Here is a 16,707-nt window from a genome sequence, read left to right as displayed (position 1 = left end):
TTCAATGCCGAAAAAATCAGAGCCCGAGATTTATGGCATTTGACTGTTCGGATTAGCAGGAAATTGTTGGCACATTCCATCAATTGCTGTATCAATCAGAAATATGGGAATCCGCTTCTACAATTTGAACGGATTTTTTGTTAAAAAACTTGCACACGGCGTATATTATACAAAAGGCCGGTACAAATGTCAATAGCGGAATGATAAAAGAATTTTTATTGACCGCCACCAATGCGGATCGTACACAATTGATGAAGCAGGATTCCTGTTTGAAAGCGGGACGGCATGAACCGGAAATACCGCCCGAAACACGGCCGCATGATTGCAATTTGCAAAGTATCGGATTATATTATCGATTCGAAAGGAAATGAAAATCGGGGCGCTGATACGATTGAGGGGAGAGAGCCCGTTGAGAAGCTTATTTGCCGTTTTTATAACTGTAGCCTGGCTGTTGCCGGCGGGAGTGCCGCTTTACGCATTTTTTCCGGCGCCATACTCCGTTTCCCGCGCTTCCGCACCTGCGGCTCAATTCTCCAAGCGTAAAAAGACTCCGCCGCAATACTGCCGTGCGGAAGAAGGTCCGCGAATATCCGCATCGGTACGCGGACCGGTTTGCCTGACCGCGCCGGAACCGTTTCCGTTGCCGGAATTCCGGGATTTTCTCAAAAGCATCCGAAATTTCCGGTCGCCTGACCGTATCCGGGCGGAGGCTCACCGCACTCCCCGGGAAGCGCGGGCGGGACCGGCGGAAAGCCGCCCTTCATTTCCTCCGTCCCTGACTGTTTGAACTATCTGATTCGGAATTTCACATGGAAAAACTTGCTTTCAACCTCTCTATTTTCCTGACCGTCGTAGCCGTGCTGATTCTGGCCGGCGCCGCCTCCAGCAAGCTGGCGGCGATCATCAGCCGGTGCTCCCAACGGGTTTCGACGGCCCCGCTGCATACCGCCAAGCCGCTCAGCTACATTCTCAGCCGCGTCGCCAGCTGGATCAACGTGCCGGTGCTGGTGATGTTCCTCGGCGTCGGCATGCTCGCCGGCAGCGAGGGGTTCGGCGGCATCCGCTATGACGATCCTTTTTCCGCCAATATCATCGGCACTGTCGCGATGGCGTTCATCCTCTATTCCGGCGGTTACGACACCAGCTGGAAATCCGTCAAGAGCGTGATCGGCTACGGCAGCATCCTCTCCAGCGTCGGCGTGCTGCTGACCGCGGCGGCGGTCGGTTTCGGCACCTACGGCTTCTTCCGCCTGCTCGGAATGGACTATCCGCTCTCCTGGTGTCTGCTGCTCGGCTCAATCGTGTCGTCGACCGACGCCGCCGCCGTATTCGCGATCCTGCGCAGCAAGAGCGTCAGCCTCAAGGGGAAGCTCCAGCCGCTGCTGGAATATGAATCCGGCAGCAACGATCCGATGGCCACTTTTCTGACCTTGTTCATGATCGACGTGATCACCCGCCCTGAGGTCACCAGCTACTGGTCGATCCTCTGGACTTTCCCGCTGCGCATGGGGATCGGTATCCTGCTCGGCATCGTCATCGGCAAGCTGGCGACCAAGTTCTTCAATATCATTGACTTCGATTATGACGGCCTCTATTATGTGGTCGGCATCGGCGTGGTTCTGCTCGCCTACGGAGCCTCCGACTGGGGCTTCGGCACGGAATATCTGCGCGGCAACGGCTTCATGGCGGCCTATGTCTGCGGCATGGTGATGGGCAACAGCAAATTCACCTATCAGCACGGCCTCGGCCGTTTTCACGACGGCATCGGCTGGCTGATGCAGGTGACATTGTTCGGTATGCTCGGGCTGCTGGTCTCGCCGCACGGACTCCTGAAAGCGCTCTGGTTCGGCCTGGGCATCAGCCTGATCATGATGTTCGTCGCCCGCCCGCTGGTGGTGTTCCTCTGTATGATCGGCAGCAAATTCACGATGAAGGAACGCACCTTCGTGTCGTGGGTGGGATTGCGCGGCGGCGCGCCGATCATGCTGGCCACGTTCCCGCTGATGTACAAGGTGGAAAATTCCGCGGTGATGTTCAACATTGTGTTCCTGATCGTGTTGACCTCCGTGGTTTTCCAGGGCAAGACCCTGATGCCGTTCGCCAAGCTGCTCGGATTGGACAAGCCGCTGAAGGTATCGCCCCGGGTTCCCCTCGAATTCGAAAATACCGGCACGATGTCCGGCGATATGCGCGAATTTGAAATACTTCCCGGTTCCCCGCTGATCGATAAAAAGCTTTCCCAGCTCGGCCTGCCCAAGGGAGCGCTCGTGCTGCTGATCCGCCGCGGAGATAACTTTGTCGTTCCCCACGGCAGCACGCTCGTGCACGAGGCCGACGGCCTGATGGTGCTGGCCGAACCTGAAGTGCTCGACGAAACCGTCAAGGTTCTCGGCCAGGAGGAGCCGGAGGAGTAAACGGGGGCCTGCCGATTGCATCTGAACGTACGGTGATTTCGCTCCTCTGGAGCGAAATCACCGAGTTGCCTTACGGGGTCATGTCTTCGCGTTTTCGGGCGGCGTATTCGATTACCAGTACGAGGATGAAACCGATGGCTCCGAGCAGGACTGCGAACCAGAAATTGCCGTCGATTGCACCGGGGAGAATATTGTGGTTCTCGATATTGTCTGCGAACTTCCAGGGCCACACCTTGCGCAGCGAGCCGAGCATGAAACCGATCAGCACGGCGATGGTGATGTCGTGGAACTTCTGCAGCAGATAGCTCAGCAGCCGGATGAATCCGGCGATTCCGATGAAAATGCCGAACATGAAGAGCAGCAGCGTGCAGAAGTTGCCGCCGATGTTCATGCCGCTTTTCAACTCGTGCACCGCATTCAGCACGAAGTCGTATTTGCCCATCAGCAGCAGGATGAAGCTGCCGGAGATGCCGGGCAGGATCATCGCGCAGATTGCGACGGCTCCGCACAGGATCAGGTAGAATGGTGAATCCGGCGGATTTTGCAGCAGCGGCAGTCCGACGATCAGCCATCCGGCGGCGGTACCTCCGATCAGGGCGGCGATCCGGCCTGCGTTCCATTGTCTGACGCGCGGAAGCACTGTCGCGACCGACGCCAGCACGAGCCCGAAGAAAAACGCGAGAATCAGGGTGAGCCGGTTGGCCAGCATCCATTTGATCGGGGTGGAGAACAGGGCGATGGCGAGCAGGATTCCCAGACCGAGGCTCGCCATGAACGGCCACGGCAGGGTCTGCCATGCTTTTTTGAATTGAAACCGGAAAACTGTTGTAAAACACTCTTTGCCGGTGAATCGCCGGATTGATTCGACCAGTTCGTCGTAGATGCCGAGGATAAAGGCCATGGTTCCGCCGGAGACTCCCGGCACGACGTCGGCTGCTCCCATGATAAAGCCGCATGAGAAAATACGTAAATAGTCCTTGAGGGAGCGCCTCCGGGACGGCGGGTGCAGTTCCTGCATATGAAATTCCTTGAATAATGATTGTCGGAGTGAGAGGAAACGGCGATCCCCCGGAAACCGCCGTGGCATAGGAATAAAAAGCGGTTGCGGTTCCTGCCGGCGGAAAAACAGGCCGCCGGGAAAATCGAGGATCCGGGGAATCAGTCGGCGGAAAACACCGGCGGCCCGGCCCGGACGGGAGTTGAGTTTTTGAGAAGTTCCTGAAGAGGAACGGAGTCCGGCGCGAAAATCGTCGGAGAAGGAAAGCGAAGTTGCGGAATCAGCCATTGCCGGGAGGGATTGCAGCAGTCGCCGGATAGCTTGCCGTATTCAGGCTGCCGGAATTGGAGCTGGACGACGGTGATCGCCCGGCGCGGCCGCCGGAAATCGTCCTGGGTCAGCTTACTGTCATCATTATCGGCAAGTGCGGTGACACAGGCAGCCCGGGCAAGGCGAAAATCCGCCGGAATGGCCGCGGTGGCCGCCGGTGCGCAGAAATTTATGACAACGACAATTGCCGCGAACAGCAAATATCGGATTACATGCCGATCGGATGTGGTGAAAATGCCGTTACCGTAATTCATTCCTTGACGCCTGTTCTCCTGAATTGAAATAATATATAACATTTCGGAAGGTTTGCAAGCCGCCGCCGGGGAATACCGGTGTATTTTCATAATGGCAAGCGCATAAGTTCACACCATGTGCAAGTTTCTTGAACCGACCTCGCCGCCGCCGGAGTGGAACACGGCACCGGCGACAACTATGCCGGTAGTACGGAGCCGTCCGCACCAGCAGTATAAGTGTAAAGTATCTGTTCATCAACGAGTTTCTTTATTTTTTACGGATATGTCAGCGATCCCCGGCGTTGCGGCCGTCGATGACCCGTCCGTCGTCGTTGTCGTTGCTGCGGGCGGTTTTCAGGGTATGGAAGAGTTCGCGCATATCGCTCACGCCGCCGATCAGGAACCAGACCGTGGTGCCGACGCCGATCACCACGCCGATGATCATGAACCAGATCCAGAAACCGGTCCAGCGCGCGGCGGTCATCAGCCCGGCCTTTTCGAGCAGCAGCAACGCGCCGCCGATCACGAACCACAGCAGATTCCAGCCGATTGTAATCAGGTAGATGAATTTGTCGCTGCGGGTGAAGTCGGCGGTGAAGCCGAAGGTTTTCAACCCGGTGGCGGGCTTGGCTTCTCCGGGGCGGGCGTAAGGGCCGCGGTGGAGCATCCGTTCGAGGTTGAAGTCCGGCATCCGGCGGAGACGGCGTTCGCACAGGGAAATCACGATATAGGAGACGATCGAGATCACCGCTGCCCAGAAACCGGCCTGCTGACCATCCAGCAGCGGGATGCGCCGCCCGTCCGGATAGAACTGCGGAGCGCCGCCGGAGTGCGACTGCCACCACTCCGGCGTGTAATAACAGAGCAGCAGTCCCGCAATCGCGAACGCCGCGCCGGAGATCATGGAAATCCAGGCTGCCGTGGTGGTTCCCTTTTTCCAGTACAACCCGCCGATCACCACCGCGCTGGCCGCATACAACGCCCCGGAAATCGTGAAGTAGAGCATGATCGCCTGCGTCTGCTGGAACAGCCAGCTGATGAAGAACGCGATTACGGCGACCAGCAGGATCGACAGCCGCAGCAGGTTGATGTGCTGGCGGGGCGACAGCGCGGTCTGCTTCCGGCGCATCGGCAGCAGCACGTCCTGAATCAGGATGCTGCCCCAGCTGTGCAGATAGGAGTCGTCGGTGCTGAGCATCGCCGCGAACATCATCGCCGCAAACATGCCGAGCAGTCCGGCGGGCAGCAGCTTGGCCAGCACCACTGACACCTGCAACTGTTCGTGCAGCGTGGAGTTGCCGACCGCCGCGAGCGCGGTTTCGGTCTGCTGCCTGACGGTGGCGAATTCGGGGAGGTTGCCCTGCAGCACCACGATCGCGCAGATCGGGATGAAGAGCAGCAGCCGGCTCTGGGTCATGCCGCGCCAGGTGCCGAGCATGCCTGCCATTTTGGATTCATGCGGACTTTTGGCCGATACCTGAAAGCCCTGCGTGCCGAGCCAGGTCTGCCAGTAGATGATCGTGAAGAAGACCGAAATCAGGAAGTAGGTCAGGTTGAAGTCGCGCAAACTGGAGGTTTTGAAGGGGTCCACCAGCGAGCCAGCCGGATTTTTCATGCTCAGTTCGGTCAGAGTCGCCGCGATCGTGCGCCAGTCGAAAACAGTCAGCAGATAGAAGAGCAGAATCAGGAAGGCGATGTTGCAGAAGGTCCCCTGGCAGAAGTCGGTGACCATGATCGCGACTTGTCCGCCGAAGATCGCGAAGATCACGCCGAGCGACAGAAAGAGCAGCAGCAGAAATACATAGGTGCTGACGGTGAAGCCGAAAAGGCCGAACTGCTGCGGCAATCCGCAGAAGTAGATGAAGAAACGGGCCGATACCGCCGGAAAAATGCCGTAGTTCAGCACTCCGGCCAGCCACGCCATGAAACCGGCGAATACCCGGAATTTCCGGCTGTAGCGTTCCTCGAAAAACTGGGCGATGGTCAGCACGCGCGTCTCCCGCAGCCGGTAACTGACCCAGCCGGAGGCGGTCAGCGCCAGCGACACGAAGCCCATGATGAACGACCACCAGACCGGGGAAAAACCGGCCTGGTAATTGAGCTCGAACTGTGCGATTACGGTGATCGCGCCGAGGGCGGCGATGCCGTTGGAGATAGCCAGCAGATATCGCCCCGCGCACCGGTCGGCGGCGAGAAACTGCGAGGTGTTCCGCACGAAACGCTGGCTGTAGGCCAGCATCGCGACTAAAAATGCGATCAGTGTGCAGAGGATCGCCCAGTCCAATGCTTTCATATTCATTACCGGATCCGGCATGACAGTGCTCCTTTCAATGTTTCCCGGCGGCGGTGAAGCCGGTATGGTAATCCCCGACGCAGCTGTAGAAAAGGTAGCCGAATGATTCGGCCAGCTTTGCGCTGCGCTGCCGTTCGCGGTAAGTTTCGCCGCCGGCGGGGGCCGCCCAGAGGGCGTAGACCTTGAAGCGGTGTTTTTTCCGCTGGGCGTCCAGCTCCTTGCGGATCCTGTTCGCGAAGGCGTTGGCTTCGTCGCCCTTGTCGAAGTACTTCGCCTGAAAGTTTTCCCAGCAGATGATATCGGCGTATTTCGCCATCACCGGCAGCGTGGCCTGTATGGTCCAGTTGCTGACGAAAGCGAACCCGGGATAGGCCGTCCGCAGCTCCTTCATCAGTGATTCCAGACCGGCCAGCTGCTTTTCGCGCATGGCCCTGGGGAGTTTGGGGTGTTCGATGTCCGCGAGCGTGTCCATGAATACGCCGTCGCAGCCGTAGTCGATCACTTCGGATTTCGTCAGCCGGACCAGCAGTTTGCGCCACTCCGGGTTGTTCAGGTCGGCGGCGCGGTTGCTTCCCCACGGCACCCAGGGTTTGCCGTCCACTTTCAGAATCCACTCCTGCGGAACGCGATCTTTGTAGCGGTGCCAGTCAGCGACTTCCATATAGCTCAGGTAGCCGATCACGAAACAGCCGTTGCGTTTGAGCCGGGCGATTTTCGCTTTGGCATCGCTGCCGAGCGCCTGCGGATCGATGATTACCACATCGTATTTGGCCAGCTCCCTGAGTTCGTCGTCTCCGGCGCCGCCGTAGTACAGCACATAGTTGCGGGCCCGGTCGAGCCGGTCGTTTTTCGGTGCGGCGGCCGCCGGCAGGGAACACAGCAGCACGGTCAGGAAAATGGGCAGAAAGGGTCTTTTGAACAGGGATTTCATATTGGCTCCGAATTGATTAACGCTTGATGGTTCTGACGCTGTCGCGTTCGACGATCCGGCACCGCTTGGTGATCATCACGCCGTCCGGATAGTCGCCGTTGATCGCTCGGAGCACCACTTCGAGGGCGGTCCGGCCGACGCCGCGGCCTGAAAACTGAAAGGTGGTCAGCGGCACCGGGGCGTTGAGTCCGTCGGTGATGTTGTCGCATCCCATCAGATTTACATCTTCGGGGATGCGGATGCCGTATTCGAGCAGCGCATCCATCGCGCCGACCGCCTGCAGGTCGGTCAGGCAGAAGATGGTGTCGATGTCGCCGAGTCCGCCGTGGGCTTCCAGATACTCCTTCATGCGGGCGCGGGCGCTGGCGGTGTCGCTGCGGGGATTTTCCAGAAACTCGCAGCAGTCCGGCTTCATCACCAGCGGGAGCACGTTGACCCGCGGATTCTCCGGAGTCAGGTTGAGGCCGATCACCAGCAGTTTGCGCATTCCCTTTTCCTTCAGGTAGCGGTAGGCGTTCAGGAATTCCAGCGCGAGGTTCTCCACCACCCAGTATTTGTCGCAGAAGCGCAGGTTGTATTCGGAGAGGACCACATAGGGTTTCCCCGCACGCTTCAGCGGCGCGACCAGCCGGTTGAAGACCTCCTCCATCTCAAGCTCGAACACCCGGAAGATGATCGCACCGTCGAATTCATCAAGATCGAACGGTTCCGACAGGTCGAAAAGCCGGATGTTCGCACCGGTCCGGTTGCCCTCCTGGTAGATGCCGTCCACCCGGCGCAGATTGAGCTGCCAGTGGCGGGCGTCCCCTTCCGGGGCCATCCGCGACACGTCGGGCATGATCACCGCGATCCGCTGGTTGGCCGCCGGTTTTTCCGGCGCGGCGGGAACGGCGGGAGTGTTGGCGGGAATTCCGTTCACATAGGTGCCGGAGCCCTGCTTCTTGGTCAGCAGCCCCTCCTGACACAGGATGTTGATTGCGCGCCGGAGCGTGGTAATGGAGATTCCGTAATGGGACATCAGCTCCTTTTCTGTCGGAATCTGGGTGCCCCGCTGGAAGTCTCCTCCCGCGATCTGATCCTTCAGGTCAAGGTAGACCTGCATATAACGCAATGCCGTGCCGTTCTTGCTCATTCGTGTTCCTGTCGTTGCATGGGTATCCTGCTGATAATTTACCGTCGCGGCGGCGGAATGCAAAAGGTTCCGTTGAAAAAATGCGCTCATTTTTTGCGCTCCATGATCCGGAACTCATGCGCAGCGAGGGTGAGTTCCTGTTTCCGGCCGTCGATCACGGCGGCGACGGTGCGGCTGGAGACGCAGTCCGCATTGAGAAAATAGACCTTGGAAGGGTAGGCCGCGAAGCTGACTGCCCGGACATCCTCCTCCTTGCCCGGCACCGGGGCGATCGTGACCGGCTGTTCCACTTCTCCGGCGAGTTTGTGCAGCAGATTTTTGTAGAAGAGCGAAGTGTCCGCTTTGCCCGGATACTCCTTGCCGAGCAGCAGCACGACCCTGCCTTTGCCGCGCGACTGCCTTACCGCGTAAGGCTTGCCGGCGACGGTGGCGAGTACTTCGACGCCGTCGCCGAGTTCGGCGGAGGCGATCTGCTCTTTCCGGAAAATTCCGCTTTTGAGGCCGCCGAGCGCGGGGGAGGCCGGTGTGCCGCTCGTTTCAGTGAAACCGGTGATCTTCACATCGATCAGGCCGGAAAGGTCGCCGCCGCCGATCAGGTCGGCGATTTCGTACCGGACGGCTTCGCGGTCGCGGCGGGTCAGGAACTGCGGCAGGGAGATCACCAGCGTGCCGCCTCCGCGGACATACTCATTCAGGGTTGTCATCAGTTCCGGAATCATCGTATTCCAGCCGGGGAGCACCGCCAGCCGGTAGCGGCCGATATCCGCCGGGCGGCTGAACTCGTCCAGACCGACCACGTCGGTCTGGCCGTAAGGCATGCCGCCGATCCAGTAATTCGGATAAGGCTTGAGCGCGCCGGAACAGATCGGGGTGAAAACATCCATCGCCGCGAGCCAGCTGCGTTCCGGGTCGCCCATCAGCCATTGCGGCTGCTGTCTGGCGGTCTGGTGCTGCGCCCAGGCCGGAATCCAGCCGTGGAACGCGCCTACCCAGGAGTCGAGGTTGCCGCGCAGCAGCGCGATATGGGTCTGGGGCGTGCCTTCATCGCGGGGATTGGCTTTCACGAACTGCCAGAAGTCGTGCATGGTCCTGCGGTACTGCGTGGGGGCATGGCCGTCGTACTGCTGCTTCGGAGAGCCGACGCTGCCGTCCGGGTTGTGGGTATGCTTTTCGGCCTGGGTGGTGGAGGCGCCGGACTCCAGCACGATCACATTGGTTCCCATCATGTAGTTGGCGTACAGGCCGACCGTCAGCATGTCGTATTTCTGCGAGGATTCATAGGGGACGCCGAAGGTCTGCCACTCCTCCGCGAGCCATGCGCCCCAGTATTCCGGCCGCCACTTGCGGGCCGCGCCGCGCATTTCGGCGATCGCGTAGTTGATGTTGTTCGCTCCGACCGCGTACAGTTCGCTGCTCATGAAGTCGATGCCGCCCATCAGTTCATAGTCGGCCAGCGCCGAACCGGAGGTGCTGAGGATGTAATCGTAAACCTTGTGCTCGCGGCGCACCCGGCGGTTGATGAATTCGAGGAAACGGTCGCGGGCGTCGCGCATGTCGGTCTGGTCAGTCGGCATGTTGATCGCGTCGGCGCTTTTCCGGTCCTGATAGAGGTAGCCGGCGTATTCTCCGATGTTGTTGGTCAGGTAGCGTCCGCCGAGCGCCTGCCGGTAGCGGTCGAGATCCTGACGGGATTCGCGCCCGGAACGGTAGATCCCCATATAGGTGATTCCCTTTTCGCCGAGGCGTTTCAGGTACGGTTCCTTGAATTCGGCGCTGGTGTCGTCCGACCATTGGGCGAGGAGGTTGCCGAGGTCCTCGGCGATGAATTTGTCATACTGGTCGAAGGCGTCGCGGTAGTAGCAGATGCCGGTCAGCACCTCCGACTGCGGGCGGGGCATCGGCGTGGTTTCGGCGCGCGGCGCGACGCCGAGTTCGGCGGAAACAAGACCGTCCTTGCGGGTTTCGATTGAGACTTTGACCTTGAACGGCTGCTGGTTTTCCGTAAAACGGATGAAACAAACCGGCGCGCCGGACTCCCGCCGGAAAACGCCGGGAACCTCATAGGTGAATTTCACGCCTTCATCGCCGACCGAGGTGGCGTCGACGACCACGCCCCGGTTCATTTTGTCGACATAGGAGGAGATCACCGGACGCAATCCCTTCCAGACCTCGAATATGAACGGTCCTTCCGGTGCGGCGATCATGCTGAAAAGCCCGCGCGGAATCTCCAGCGACAGCCCGTTGTCCTTCGCCCTGGCGGGCAGCTTGAAGGTCAGCTTGTGCGGCGAGCCGGAGGGAATGCTGCCGAGATGGGAGTTTTTCGGACGTTCCGGCTGCAGGGCGGAACGGGTTTCGCCGTCGGTGACATAGAGGCTTTCCGGGTCGCAATGGACCGTCCAGCCGGCCCGCTTGTTATGGGCGGTCAGATACAAAGAGAGTTCTCCGGATTCGACATCTTTCTCGGAGATGGCCGACGGAGGGATGGTCACGGAAAGCGGCGAGCACAGGCCGACCTGCTCCTTGAACAGAATCTCGTCGGCTGTCAGGGCGGACGACAGCAGCAGGCATAACAGTACTGCGATCATTCGGCAATTCATCATTTTCATTTGGTTCTCCTTATGATATTTACAGTTATTATTTGTCGAGCTTGTATTCTTCTTCCTTCAATTCTCCCGGTGTCCGGTACCGTATTCCGACGTGACCGTCACAGAACAGAAGATTGCCGCCGTGGGAATGCGGGTAACCGTATTGAAGGTCTTTGTCGCGGTACCAGGTCACTGCGATCAGGACCTGTGCTCCCGAGTTGATGACGTTTTCGGGATGGTGATAATCCTTGGTGTCGAATTTGGAGCCCGGATTCCGGACCATGGTGTATTTTTGCGGTTTTCCATTCTCCCAGTTGTTGTGAATGCAGTGCAAACTGGCGTTGAGGGCGTAGCTGCGACGGTTGTTGAATGACGTGAGCGCGCTGACTTGAACATGGGAGCCGCACTGGAGGAATCTGGAATAGTTCATGGTGTCTTTGGTCCTGCCGAAATAAGTGCCGAGATTGCGGTCCCAGGAGGTGCCGTCTCCCGGTCCCCAGGTGGCCGGAACCGCGAAGTCCTGATTGTCATTGGAATACATCATGTGTGCGTTACCGATCTGCTTGAGGTTGGAGGCGCAACGGATGGCATGGGCCCTGTCCCGCGCTTTGTTCAGGGCGGGAAGCAGCATGGCGGCAAGAATGGCGATCATCGCTATCACAATGAGCAGCTCAATCAGAGTGAAATTCCGACGCATAATAGCAGGTATGTTAAGCGGGCGGCAAGGTGCCGCTGCCGGGTGCGCGCTCTACGCCCTTCGGGGTCGCGCGGCGGACGGCACAGGCAAGCGAAGGTTGGTCTCCATAACCACTTATGCGGCGCACAATAAGCGCGGTCAGCGCCGCGAACGGATGTGAGGGAATTATTTTGCGGCAGCAAAATAACGAGGAACGATAGTGACGAAGCCGAACGTAGAGAGCGAAGCCACCCTGGCGTAGTGAGCGCCGCGAACGTTGAAGGGTTGGCCGCCGCAGGCGGACAAGTAAGCGGCGAAGCCGCGCCCGCGAATGGAAGTGCTTCGCAAGTCAACGGGAGTTCCGAGGCGAGCGGGGAGGTCCGGACGGGCGATCAGGCGGGCAGGCCTTGAAAAAGGCCCTCCGGAGCCATCCGCAAACGACAGGCACCCGGTTTGTGACCTGTAATGACATGGAAAGGCGAATTGAACTTATGAGTAACTGCATGATCACGCGAGATTTGAAAGCGGAGCTGAAGCTTACTCCCGCGGAGCGGGGGCAAGCCCTTCGGGCTCCGCACTCCAAGGTTGACACCGGACGGCATTGGGCCGGACAAGCAAACATTACCTTTGAGTTGTTGCCTGTAACGGGCATAGAAGTGAACATAAGCCGACTTACAACGGAGAACAAAATGCCTAACCTAAAGAATGTTAATGAATTGCAATGCAGAAAAGCCGCCTTGTCGCTTAACATACCTGCTATTATGCGAAACTGCTGGGGCATTGTGAAATCGGCTTTTCATGATTCTTCCGGTTATCTGGCTGTGGATTCCGACTCTTCCGATTGCGGAGCAAGCACTTCCACCTCTTTGACCTGTGAGGTGCCGTCGGGGGCGGAGACCGTGACTTTGAGCTTGACCTTATCCTGTCCGGCAGGAATGCGGCCGCGGAAGGTGGTGCTGGTGGTTTCGGAGGTGCGTCCGTTTTCGACTTCGTATTTGTATTTCAGGCCTTCGCCGCCGGCCTGTACCGTGACCACATAATTGCGCAGTTTATCGACCTTGGCGGCGACCTTCGGTTCAGTCAGCCGGACGCCCTTCCAGACCTCAAAGGTGAAAGGGCCTTCCGGCGCATGGCCCATGCCGAAAATCCCTTTGCTTATGATCAGCTCCACGCCGTTGTCTGCAGCTTTGGGCGGCAGTTTGAAATGAAGCTTCAGCGGAACGCCGGAACCGATCACGCCGAAATGATCCGCCGTCGGCTGCGGATCGAGGCCGGTTTCATTTTCGCCGTCGGTCAGGTAGAGGTTTTTCACATTTTTGGCGGAGTCGTATTTGCCGTGGATGGTCCAGCCGGCGATTTTGTTGGAGGCGGTTGCGAAGAGTGTCACTTCGCCGTTTTTCAGTTCTTCCGGGGTAAGGTAATCCGGTGAGATCGGGATGGAGAGCTTTGAACAGAGTCCGACGGTTTCCTTGAAAATCGTTTCTCCGGCGGTCAGGGCGATTCCGCAGAACGTCAGCAGGAGCGGGAGAGCGAATGTCGAAAGCTTCATGGTCCAGATTCCTTTTCGGTTGTTTCCCCGCCGGAGGCGGGAAAGAATGTTTCTGCACTTAAAAACATAGCTATCTTTACATTTATATTATACGATATTTTTCTCGAAATGGCAAGAGTATTTCTAGGAAAAATCAATTTTTCTTTGCAATCTTAAAAAGATAGCACTCATTTGTAATGTTTTGATGATGATTTTCAGAATGACGCCGGACGGCAGTACGGATTGAGTCGGTCCGCTTGATTTCAGTGGACGGGAACTGTATTTTAAAAAGACGGCAGGGAAAATCATGTGGGTTACAGTTTCAATTCTGGCCGCTCTGTTCTGGGCGGCTTTTCTGGCGGCGACGGTTCTGCCGCTGAGTTCCGAGGCGGCGTTGAGCGCGGCGCTGGCGGCGGGTGTTCCGGCTGCCTGGTGTCTGCCGGTTGCGACTCTGGGGAATGTTCTCGGCAGCGGTACGACGTTCTGGCTCGGCAGGTGCGGCAAAATGGAATGGCTCCGGAGCTGTTGCCGCGTGTCGGCCGAAGAGATCGAAACCGCCCGGAAACGGATCGGCCGGTACGGCGGAGTCGCCGCGTTCCTCTGTTTCCTGCCGCTGCTGGGGGACGGCGTCGCGATCGCGCTGGGCTTTATGCGCTATCCGGCCGGCCGTTTTTTCGGGCTGATGGCATTGGGAAAACTCCTGCGCTATCTGGTCTGGATCATCCTGCATCAGGCGGTGGCGGCTTGAACTGGCCCGGAAGAGCAGGGGAAAATCTTTCGTGTTATTTTTGATCGCCCTTTGACTTCCGGCAGGCGGGACGCTATCTTTTCCGTAAAGATGCAAAGATATTTCAAAGAGAGGAATCGTTTCCATGAAGAAGATCGGGTGGTTCAACCGGGCGCGCTACGGGATGTTCATCCACTGGGGAGCATATTCGGTCGCCGGACGCGGCGAATGGATCATGAACCGGGAGTTGATTCCGGCGGAGGAGTACCGGCGGCTCTATGCCCAACGCTTTACCGCTTCGCATTACGATCCCGCCGACTGGGCGGCCAAAGCGAAAAAGTGGGGCATGGGCTATACCGTGCTCACCACCCGGCACCATGACGGCTTTGCGCTGTGGGACTCCGAAGTCAATCCGTACAACGCCGCGAAGCTCGGACCGAAACGCGACCTGGTCGCTCCTTACGTGGAGGCCGTGCGCAAGGCGGGACTCAAGGTCGGGCTTTACTATTCGCCCGCAAACTGGTCCTGCCCGGACTATCCCGGCGGTTATTTCCGCGACTGGCCGGATGAAAAGGATTGGGCCGGCGAGGAGGCGCGCCGCCGCTTCATCGAATACTACCGCGCCGAATTGAAGGAGCTGCTGACTGAGTACGGTAAAATCGACTATCTCTGGTTCGACGGCTGCATTCCCGGCAATATCGACGGGGATGAAACCATTGCGATGATCCGCGAGTGGCAGCCGGAGATCATCCTGAACAACCGCCTGGGAAACCCGTTCGACGTGAAGGTATGCGAGCAGACCGTCAATCCGCCGGCGGAGGACCGCGACTGGGAGGCGTGCATGACGCTGAACGACAACTGGGGGTGGCATGCCGGGGACTTCCATTGGAAGAGCGCGGGGCAGGTGATCCAACTGCTGCTGACCTGTGCGGAAAAGGGTGGCAATCTGTTGTTGAACGTCGGTCCGAAAGAGGATGGGACGATTCCGGAGGAGTCGGTGCGCATCCTCGACGAAGCGGGCGAGTGGCTGGAACGTCACCGCGAAGCCGTCACGCAGAGCGAACGGCATCCGTTCTCGTGGAACTGCACCGCCCGTCCGGTCACGGTGCGCGGCAGCCGGATTTTCCTGCATTTCCTGAATGATCCCTGCGGCGAATTCTGCTGGGCGGAACTGAAGAACGAAGTGCGCCGCGCCCGGCTCTTCCCCGAGGGGGGCGAGGTTTCCTTCCGGCAGGAGGGCGCGCGCCTGTTTCTCGGCAGGCCGGAGGGGGCCGAAGTTCCCTACACCGTGGAACTTGAGGTGGAGGGCAAGCCGGAGGCGGTGCGCTCGCAGACCACATTCTGGATTCCGGAATAAACTTCCGCTGCTTGGGAAAGGTATGGAGAATATGGAGATTCCGGAACGCCGTTCTGCAACGATTTACATCGATGGCGACGCGATTCCGCGTGAGCTGAAGGAGGCAGTCTACCGGGCTGCGGAGCGGACCCGGATACCGGCAGTGCTGGTCGCCAATTCCTTTCAGCGCATTCCGGCGTCGGCGCTGGTGCGGCTTGAAGTGACCGGCAGCGGTTTCGACGCAGCCGACAACCGGATCGTCGAACTGGCGCGGGCGGGCGATCTGGTGATTACCTCGGATATTCCGCTGGCCGACCGGGTATTGGCGAAGGGGGCGCAGGCGTTCAATTCGCACGGCGAGCTTTTTACGCCCGCGAATATCAAGACCCGGCTGGCGATGCGCGATGTGATGCAGGACCTGCGGGCCGCCGGAGAGGTCACCGGCGGCCCCGCCCCCTTTTCTCCGAAACACAGAGAAAAATTCCTGAATCTGCTCAACCGCCTGCTGACCGCCGCCGCGAAGAGGTGATTCCGCCGTGGGAAAGGGCTTCCGGTTCCGCCTGTCGTGAAAGCCGGAACTGCCGCGGCGAGACGCCGTGCTTGAGGCGGAAAAAGCGGGCGAAGTAATTCCCGTCGGAGAAACCGGAAGCCAGGGCGATTTCCGCGATCGACAGGCGTGTGGAGCCCAGAAGTTTCTCGGCGTGGGTCAGACGCAGGTTCTGCAGATATCCCTGTGCGGACATGCCGATTTCGCGGCGGAAAAGCTTCAGCAGGTAGTTGGGGGTGATCCGCAGGGATCGGGCAATTCGGGCAAGTTCCAGCTCCGGATTATGGAATTCTTTATCCAATAGGGTTTTGGCCTGAAAGAAGATCGTATTCATCCGGTCGCATAACGCCGGGGCGAGTGTGCCGGGCGTTTCCAGCGCGAATGAGAGAATTCGCCACAATGCGGATTGCCGGTACGCGGCGGCAGCGAGGGTTTCAGGAGGATACATGAATAATTCCCTAAGTGCGGCGAGCATCGGCTCGCGCTGTTCTTCTCCAAGGCGAAGATGAAGCGGAAATTCCAGCGCACATTCCGGCGGCGGCGGCTCCGCGGCGAGTTCCTCCCGAAAAGTCTCATCGGTGTCGGTAAACACGTAGGGCATCTCCATTGTTTTCTGTGCCAGGCACTTGCCGAACCAGTCGATATGCAGACACCAGCGTTCCATGCCGCTCTCGGCATCGGAATAGTGCAGCAGCCGCGGCGGAATGATGACCAGCGAACCCGCATCGCAGTAATAGCTTCGCTCCCCGGTCGCCACCCGGCCTTTGCCGCTGCTCACATAGACCAGTTCATAATCGTAGAGCCGCCGGTTTTTTTCCACCCATCCTGCCGGCCACTCGCCGTGCCAGCAGACCAGGCTTTGCGGCCGGAGCGGTTCCAGGGCTGCCAAGTATCGATTTGTCCTGATAATAATCGATTTCTCCTCTATGCAATCCGGTTTTCTTTTGGTATAATATAGTATAGATGCTAAAAAAATCA

Annotated in this window: 13 protein-coding genes and 1 pseudogene; 6 read left to right on the top strand and 8 right to left on the bottom strand. The window is 58.7% G+C overall.

The features are described 5' to 3' along the window. Both C8D82_RS22305 and C8D82_RS10075 read left to right on the top strand, forming a co-directional pair. Positions 1-144: pseudogene (locus tag C8D82_RS22305) on the top strand (IS982 family transposase); the annotation flags it as partial. A 665-nt stretch (positions 145-809) separates the two neighbouring features. Then, complete coding sequence (locus tag C8D82_RS10075) at positions 810-2,414, top strand: potassium/proton antiporter (protein ID WP_116884148.1); 1,605 nt, start codon at positions 810-812, stop codon at positions 2,412-2,414. A 70-nt stretch (positions 2,415-2,484) separates the two neighbouring features. On the opposite strand, the gene C8D82_RS10070 is transcribed toward C8D82_RS10075, so the two are convergent. Then, complete coding sequence (locus C8D82_RS10070; RefSeq protein ID WP_165832992.1) at positions 2,485-3,357, bottom strand: DUF368 domain-containing protein; 873 nt, start codon at positions 3,355-3,357, stop codon at positions 2,485-2,487. Positions 3,358-3,755: 398 nt separating this feature from the next. On the opposite strand from C8D82_RS10070, the gene C8D82_RS10065 reads away from it, so the two are divergent. Further along, complete coding sequence (locus tag C8D82_RS10065; protein WP_116884146.1) at positions 3,756-4,022, top strand: hypothetical protein; 267 nt, start codon at positions 3,756-3,758, stop codon at positions 4,020-4,022. A 238-nt stretch (positions 4,023-4,260) separates the two neighbouring features. On the opposite strand, the gene C8D82_RS10060 is transcribed toward C8D82_RS10065, so the two are convergent. The 6 genes from C8D82_RS10060 to C8D82_RS10035 form a co-directional block, all read right to left on the bottom strand. Next, the gene (locus C8D82_RS10060; protein ID WP_116884145.1) at positions 4,261-6,288 is read right to left on the bottom strand and encodes a sodium:solute symporter family protein; all 2,028 of its coding nucleotides are present in this window, start codon (positions 6,286-6,288) and stop codon (positions 4,261-4,263) included. 13 nt (positions 6,289-6,301) lie between these two features. Beyond that, the gene (locus C8D82_RS10055; protein WP_116884144.1) at positions 6,302-7,198 is read right to left on the bottom strand and encodes an endo alpha-1,4 polygalactosaminidase; all 897 of its coding nucleotides are present in this window, start codon (positions 7,196-7,198) and stop codon (positions 6,302-6,304) included. A 16-nt stretch (positions 7,199-7,214) separates the two neighbouring features. Continuing rightward, positions 7,215-8,330 (bottom strand): GntR family transcriptional regulator, encoded by a 1,116-nt coding sequence (locus tag C8D82_RS10050; protein WP_165832991.1) that lies wholly within the window; start codon positions 8,328-8,330, stop codon positions 7,215-7,217. Between the two features lie 86 nt (positions 8,331-8,416). Beyond that, positions 8,417-10,936: a type 1 glutamine amidotransferase family protein gene (locus C8D82_RS10045; protein WP_116884142.1), complete on the bottom strand. Its 2,520-nt coding sequence runs from the start codon at positions 10,934-10,936 to the stop codon at positions 8,417-8,419. Between the two features lie 28 nt (positions 10,937-10,964). Beyond that, a complete protein-coding gene (locus C8D82_RS10040) occupies positions 10,965-11,612 on the bottom strand; it encodes a prepilin-type N-terminal cleavage/methylation domain-containing protein (protein ID WP_116884141.1) in 648 nt (215 codons plus the stop codon). A gap of 790 nt (positions 11,613-12,402) precedes the next feature. After that, entirely contained in the window at positions 12,403-13,140 is a 738-nt protein-coding gene (locus tag C8D82_RS10035) for a hypothetical protein (RefSeq protein WP_116884140.1), read from the bottom strand. A 286-nt stretch (positions 13,141-13,426) separates the two neighbouring features. On the opposite strand from C8D82_RS10035, the gene C8D82_RS10030 reads away from it, so the two are divergent. The 3 genes from C8D82_RS10030 to C8D82_RS10020 all read left to right on the top strand — a co-directional run bounded on the left by C8D82_RS10030 (position 13,427) and on the right by C8D82_RS10020 (position 15,711). Further along, on the top strand, positions 13,427-13,867 hold the full coding sequence (locus C8D82_RS10030; RefSeq protein WP_116884139.1) for a YqaA family protein: 441 nt from the start codon (positions 13,427-13,429) through the stop codon (positions 13,865-13,867). A gap of 124 nt (positions 13,868-13,991) precedes the next feature. Next, positions 13,992-15,203, top strand: coding sequence for an alpha-L-fucosidase (locus C8D82_RS10025; protein WP_116884138.1), 1,212 nt, complete (start codon positions 13,992-13,994; stop codon positions 15,201-15,203). A 31-nt stretch (positions 15,204-15,234) separates the two neighbouring features. After that, positions 15,235-15,711, top strand: coding sequence for a YaiI/YqxD family protein (locus tag C8D82_RS10020; protein ID WP_116884159.1), 477 nt, complete (start codon positions 15,235-15,237; stop codon positions 15,709-15,711). Here the strand turns inward: C8D82_RS10020 and C8D82_RS10015 are convergent. Next, positions 15,677-16,618: an AraC family transcriptional regulator gene (locus C8D82_RS10015; protein ID WP_133245143.1), complete on the bottom strand. Its 942-nt coding sequence runs from the start codon at positions 16,616-16,618 to the stop codon at positions 15,677-15,679. The two genes, C8D82_RS10020 and C8D82_RS10015, sit on opposite strands and share 35 nt — an antisense overlap. Positions 16,619-16,707 lie beyond the last annotated feature (89 nt).

Origin of the sequence: Victivallis vadensis (genome assembly GCF_003096415.1) — a bacterium.
Classification (GTDB): Bacteria; Verrucomicrobiota; Lentisphaeria; order Victivallales; family Victivallaceae; genus Victivallis; species Victivallis vadensis.
This window is presented reverse-complemented; position numbering and strand designations above follow the sequence as displayed.

Bases quoted from the DNA above. Each gene is read 5' to 3' on its own strand.
- C8D82_RS10055 (WP_116884144.1), bottom strand. From the start codon at position 7,198: ATGAAATCCCTGTTCAAAAGACCCTTTCTGCCCATTTTCCTGACCGTG.
- C8D82_RS10020 (WP_116884159.1), top strand. From the start codon at position 15,235: ATGGAGATTCCGGAACGCCGTTCTGCAACGATTTACATCGATGGCGAC.
- C8D82_RS10075 (WP_116884148.1), top strand. From the start codon at position 810: ATGGAAAAACTTGCTTTCAACCTCTCTATTTTCCTGACCGTCGTAGCC.
- C8D82_RS10025 (WP_116884138.1), top strand. From the start codon at position 13,992: ATGAAGAAGATCGGGTGGTTCAACCGGGCGCGCTACGGGATGTTCATC.
- C8D82_RS10040 (WP_116884141.1), bottom strand. From the start codon at position 11,612: ATGCGTCGGAATTTCACTCTGATTGAGCTGCTCATTGTGATAGCGATG.
- C8D82_RS10050 (WP_165832991.1), bottom strand. From the start codon at position 8,330: ATGAGCAAGAACGGCACGGCATTGCGTTATATGCAGGTCTACCTTGAC.
- C8D82_RS10060 (WP_116884145.1), bottom strand. From the start codon at position 6,288: ATGCCGGATCCGGTAATGAATATGAAAGCATTGGACTGGGCGATCCTC.
- C8D82_RS10035 (WP_116884140.1), bottom strand. From the start codon at position 13,140: ATGAAGCTTTCGACATTCGCTCTCCCGCTCCTGCTGACGTTCTGCGGA.
- C8D82_RS10045 (WP_116884142.1), bottom strand. From the start codon at position 10,936: ATGAAAATGATGAATTGCCGAATGATCGCAGTACTGTTATGCCTGCTG.
- C8D82_RS10070 (WP_165832992.1), bottom strand. From the start codon at position 3,357: ATGGGAGCAGCCGACGTCGTGCCGGGAGTCTCCGGCGGAACCATGGCC.
- C8D82_RS10030 (WP_116884139.1), top strand. From the start codon at position 13,427: ATGTGGGTTACAGTTTCAATTCTGGCCGCTCTGTTCTGGGCGGCTTTT.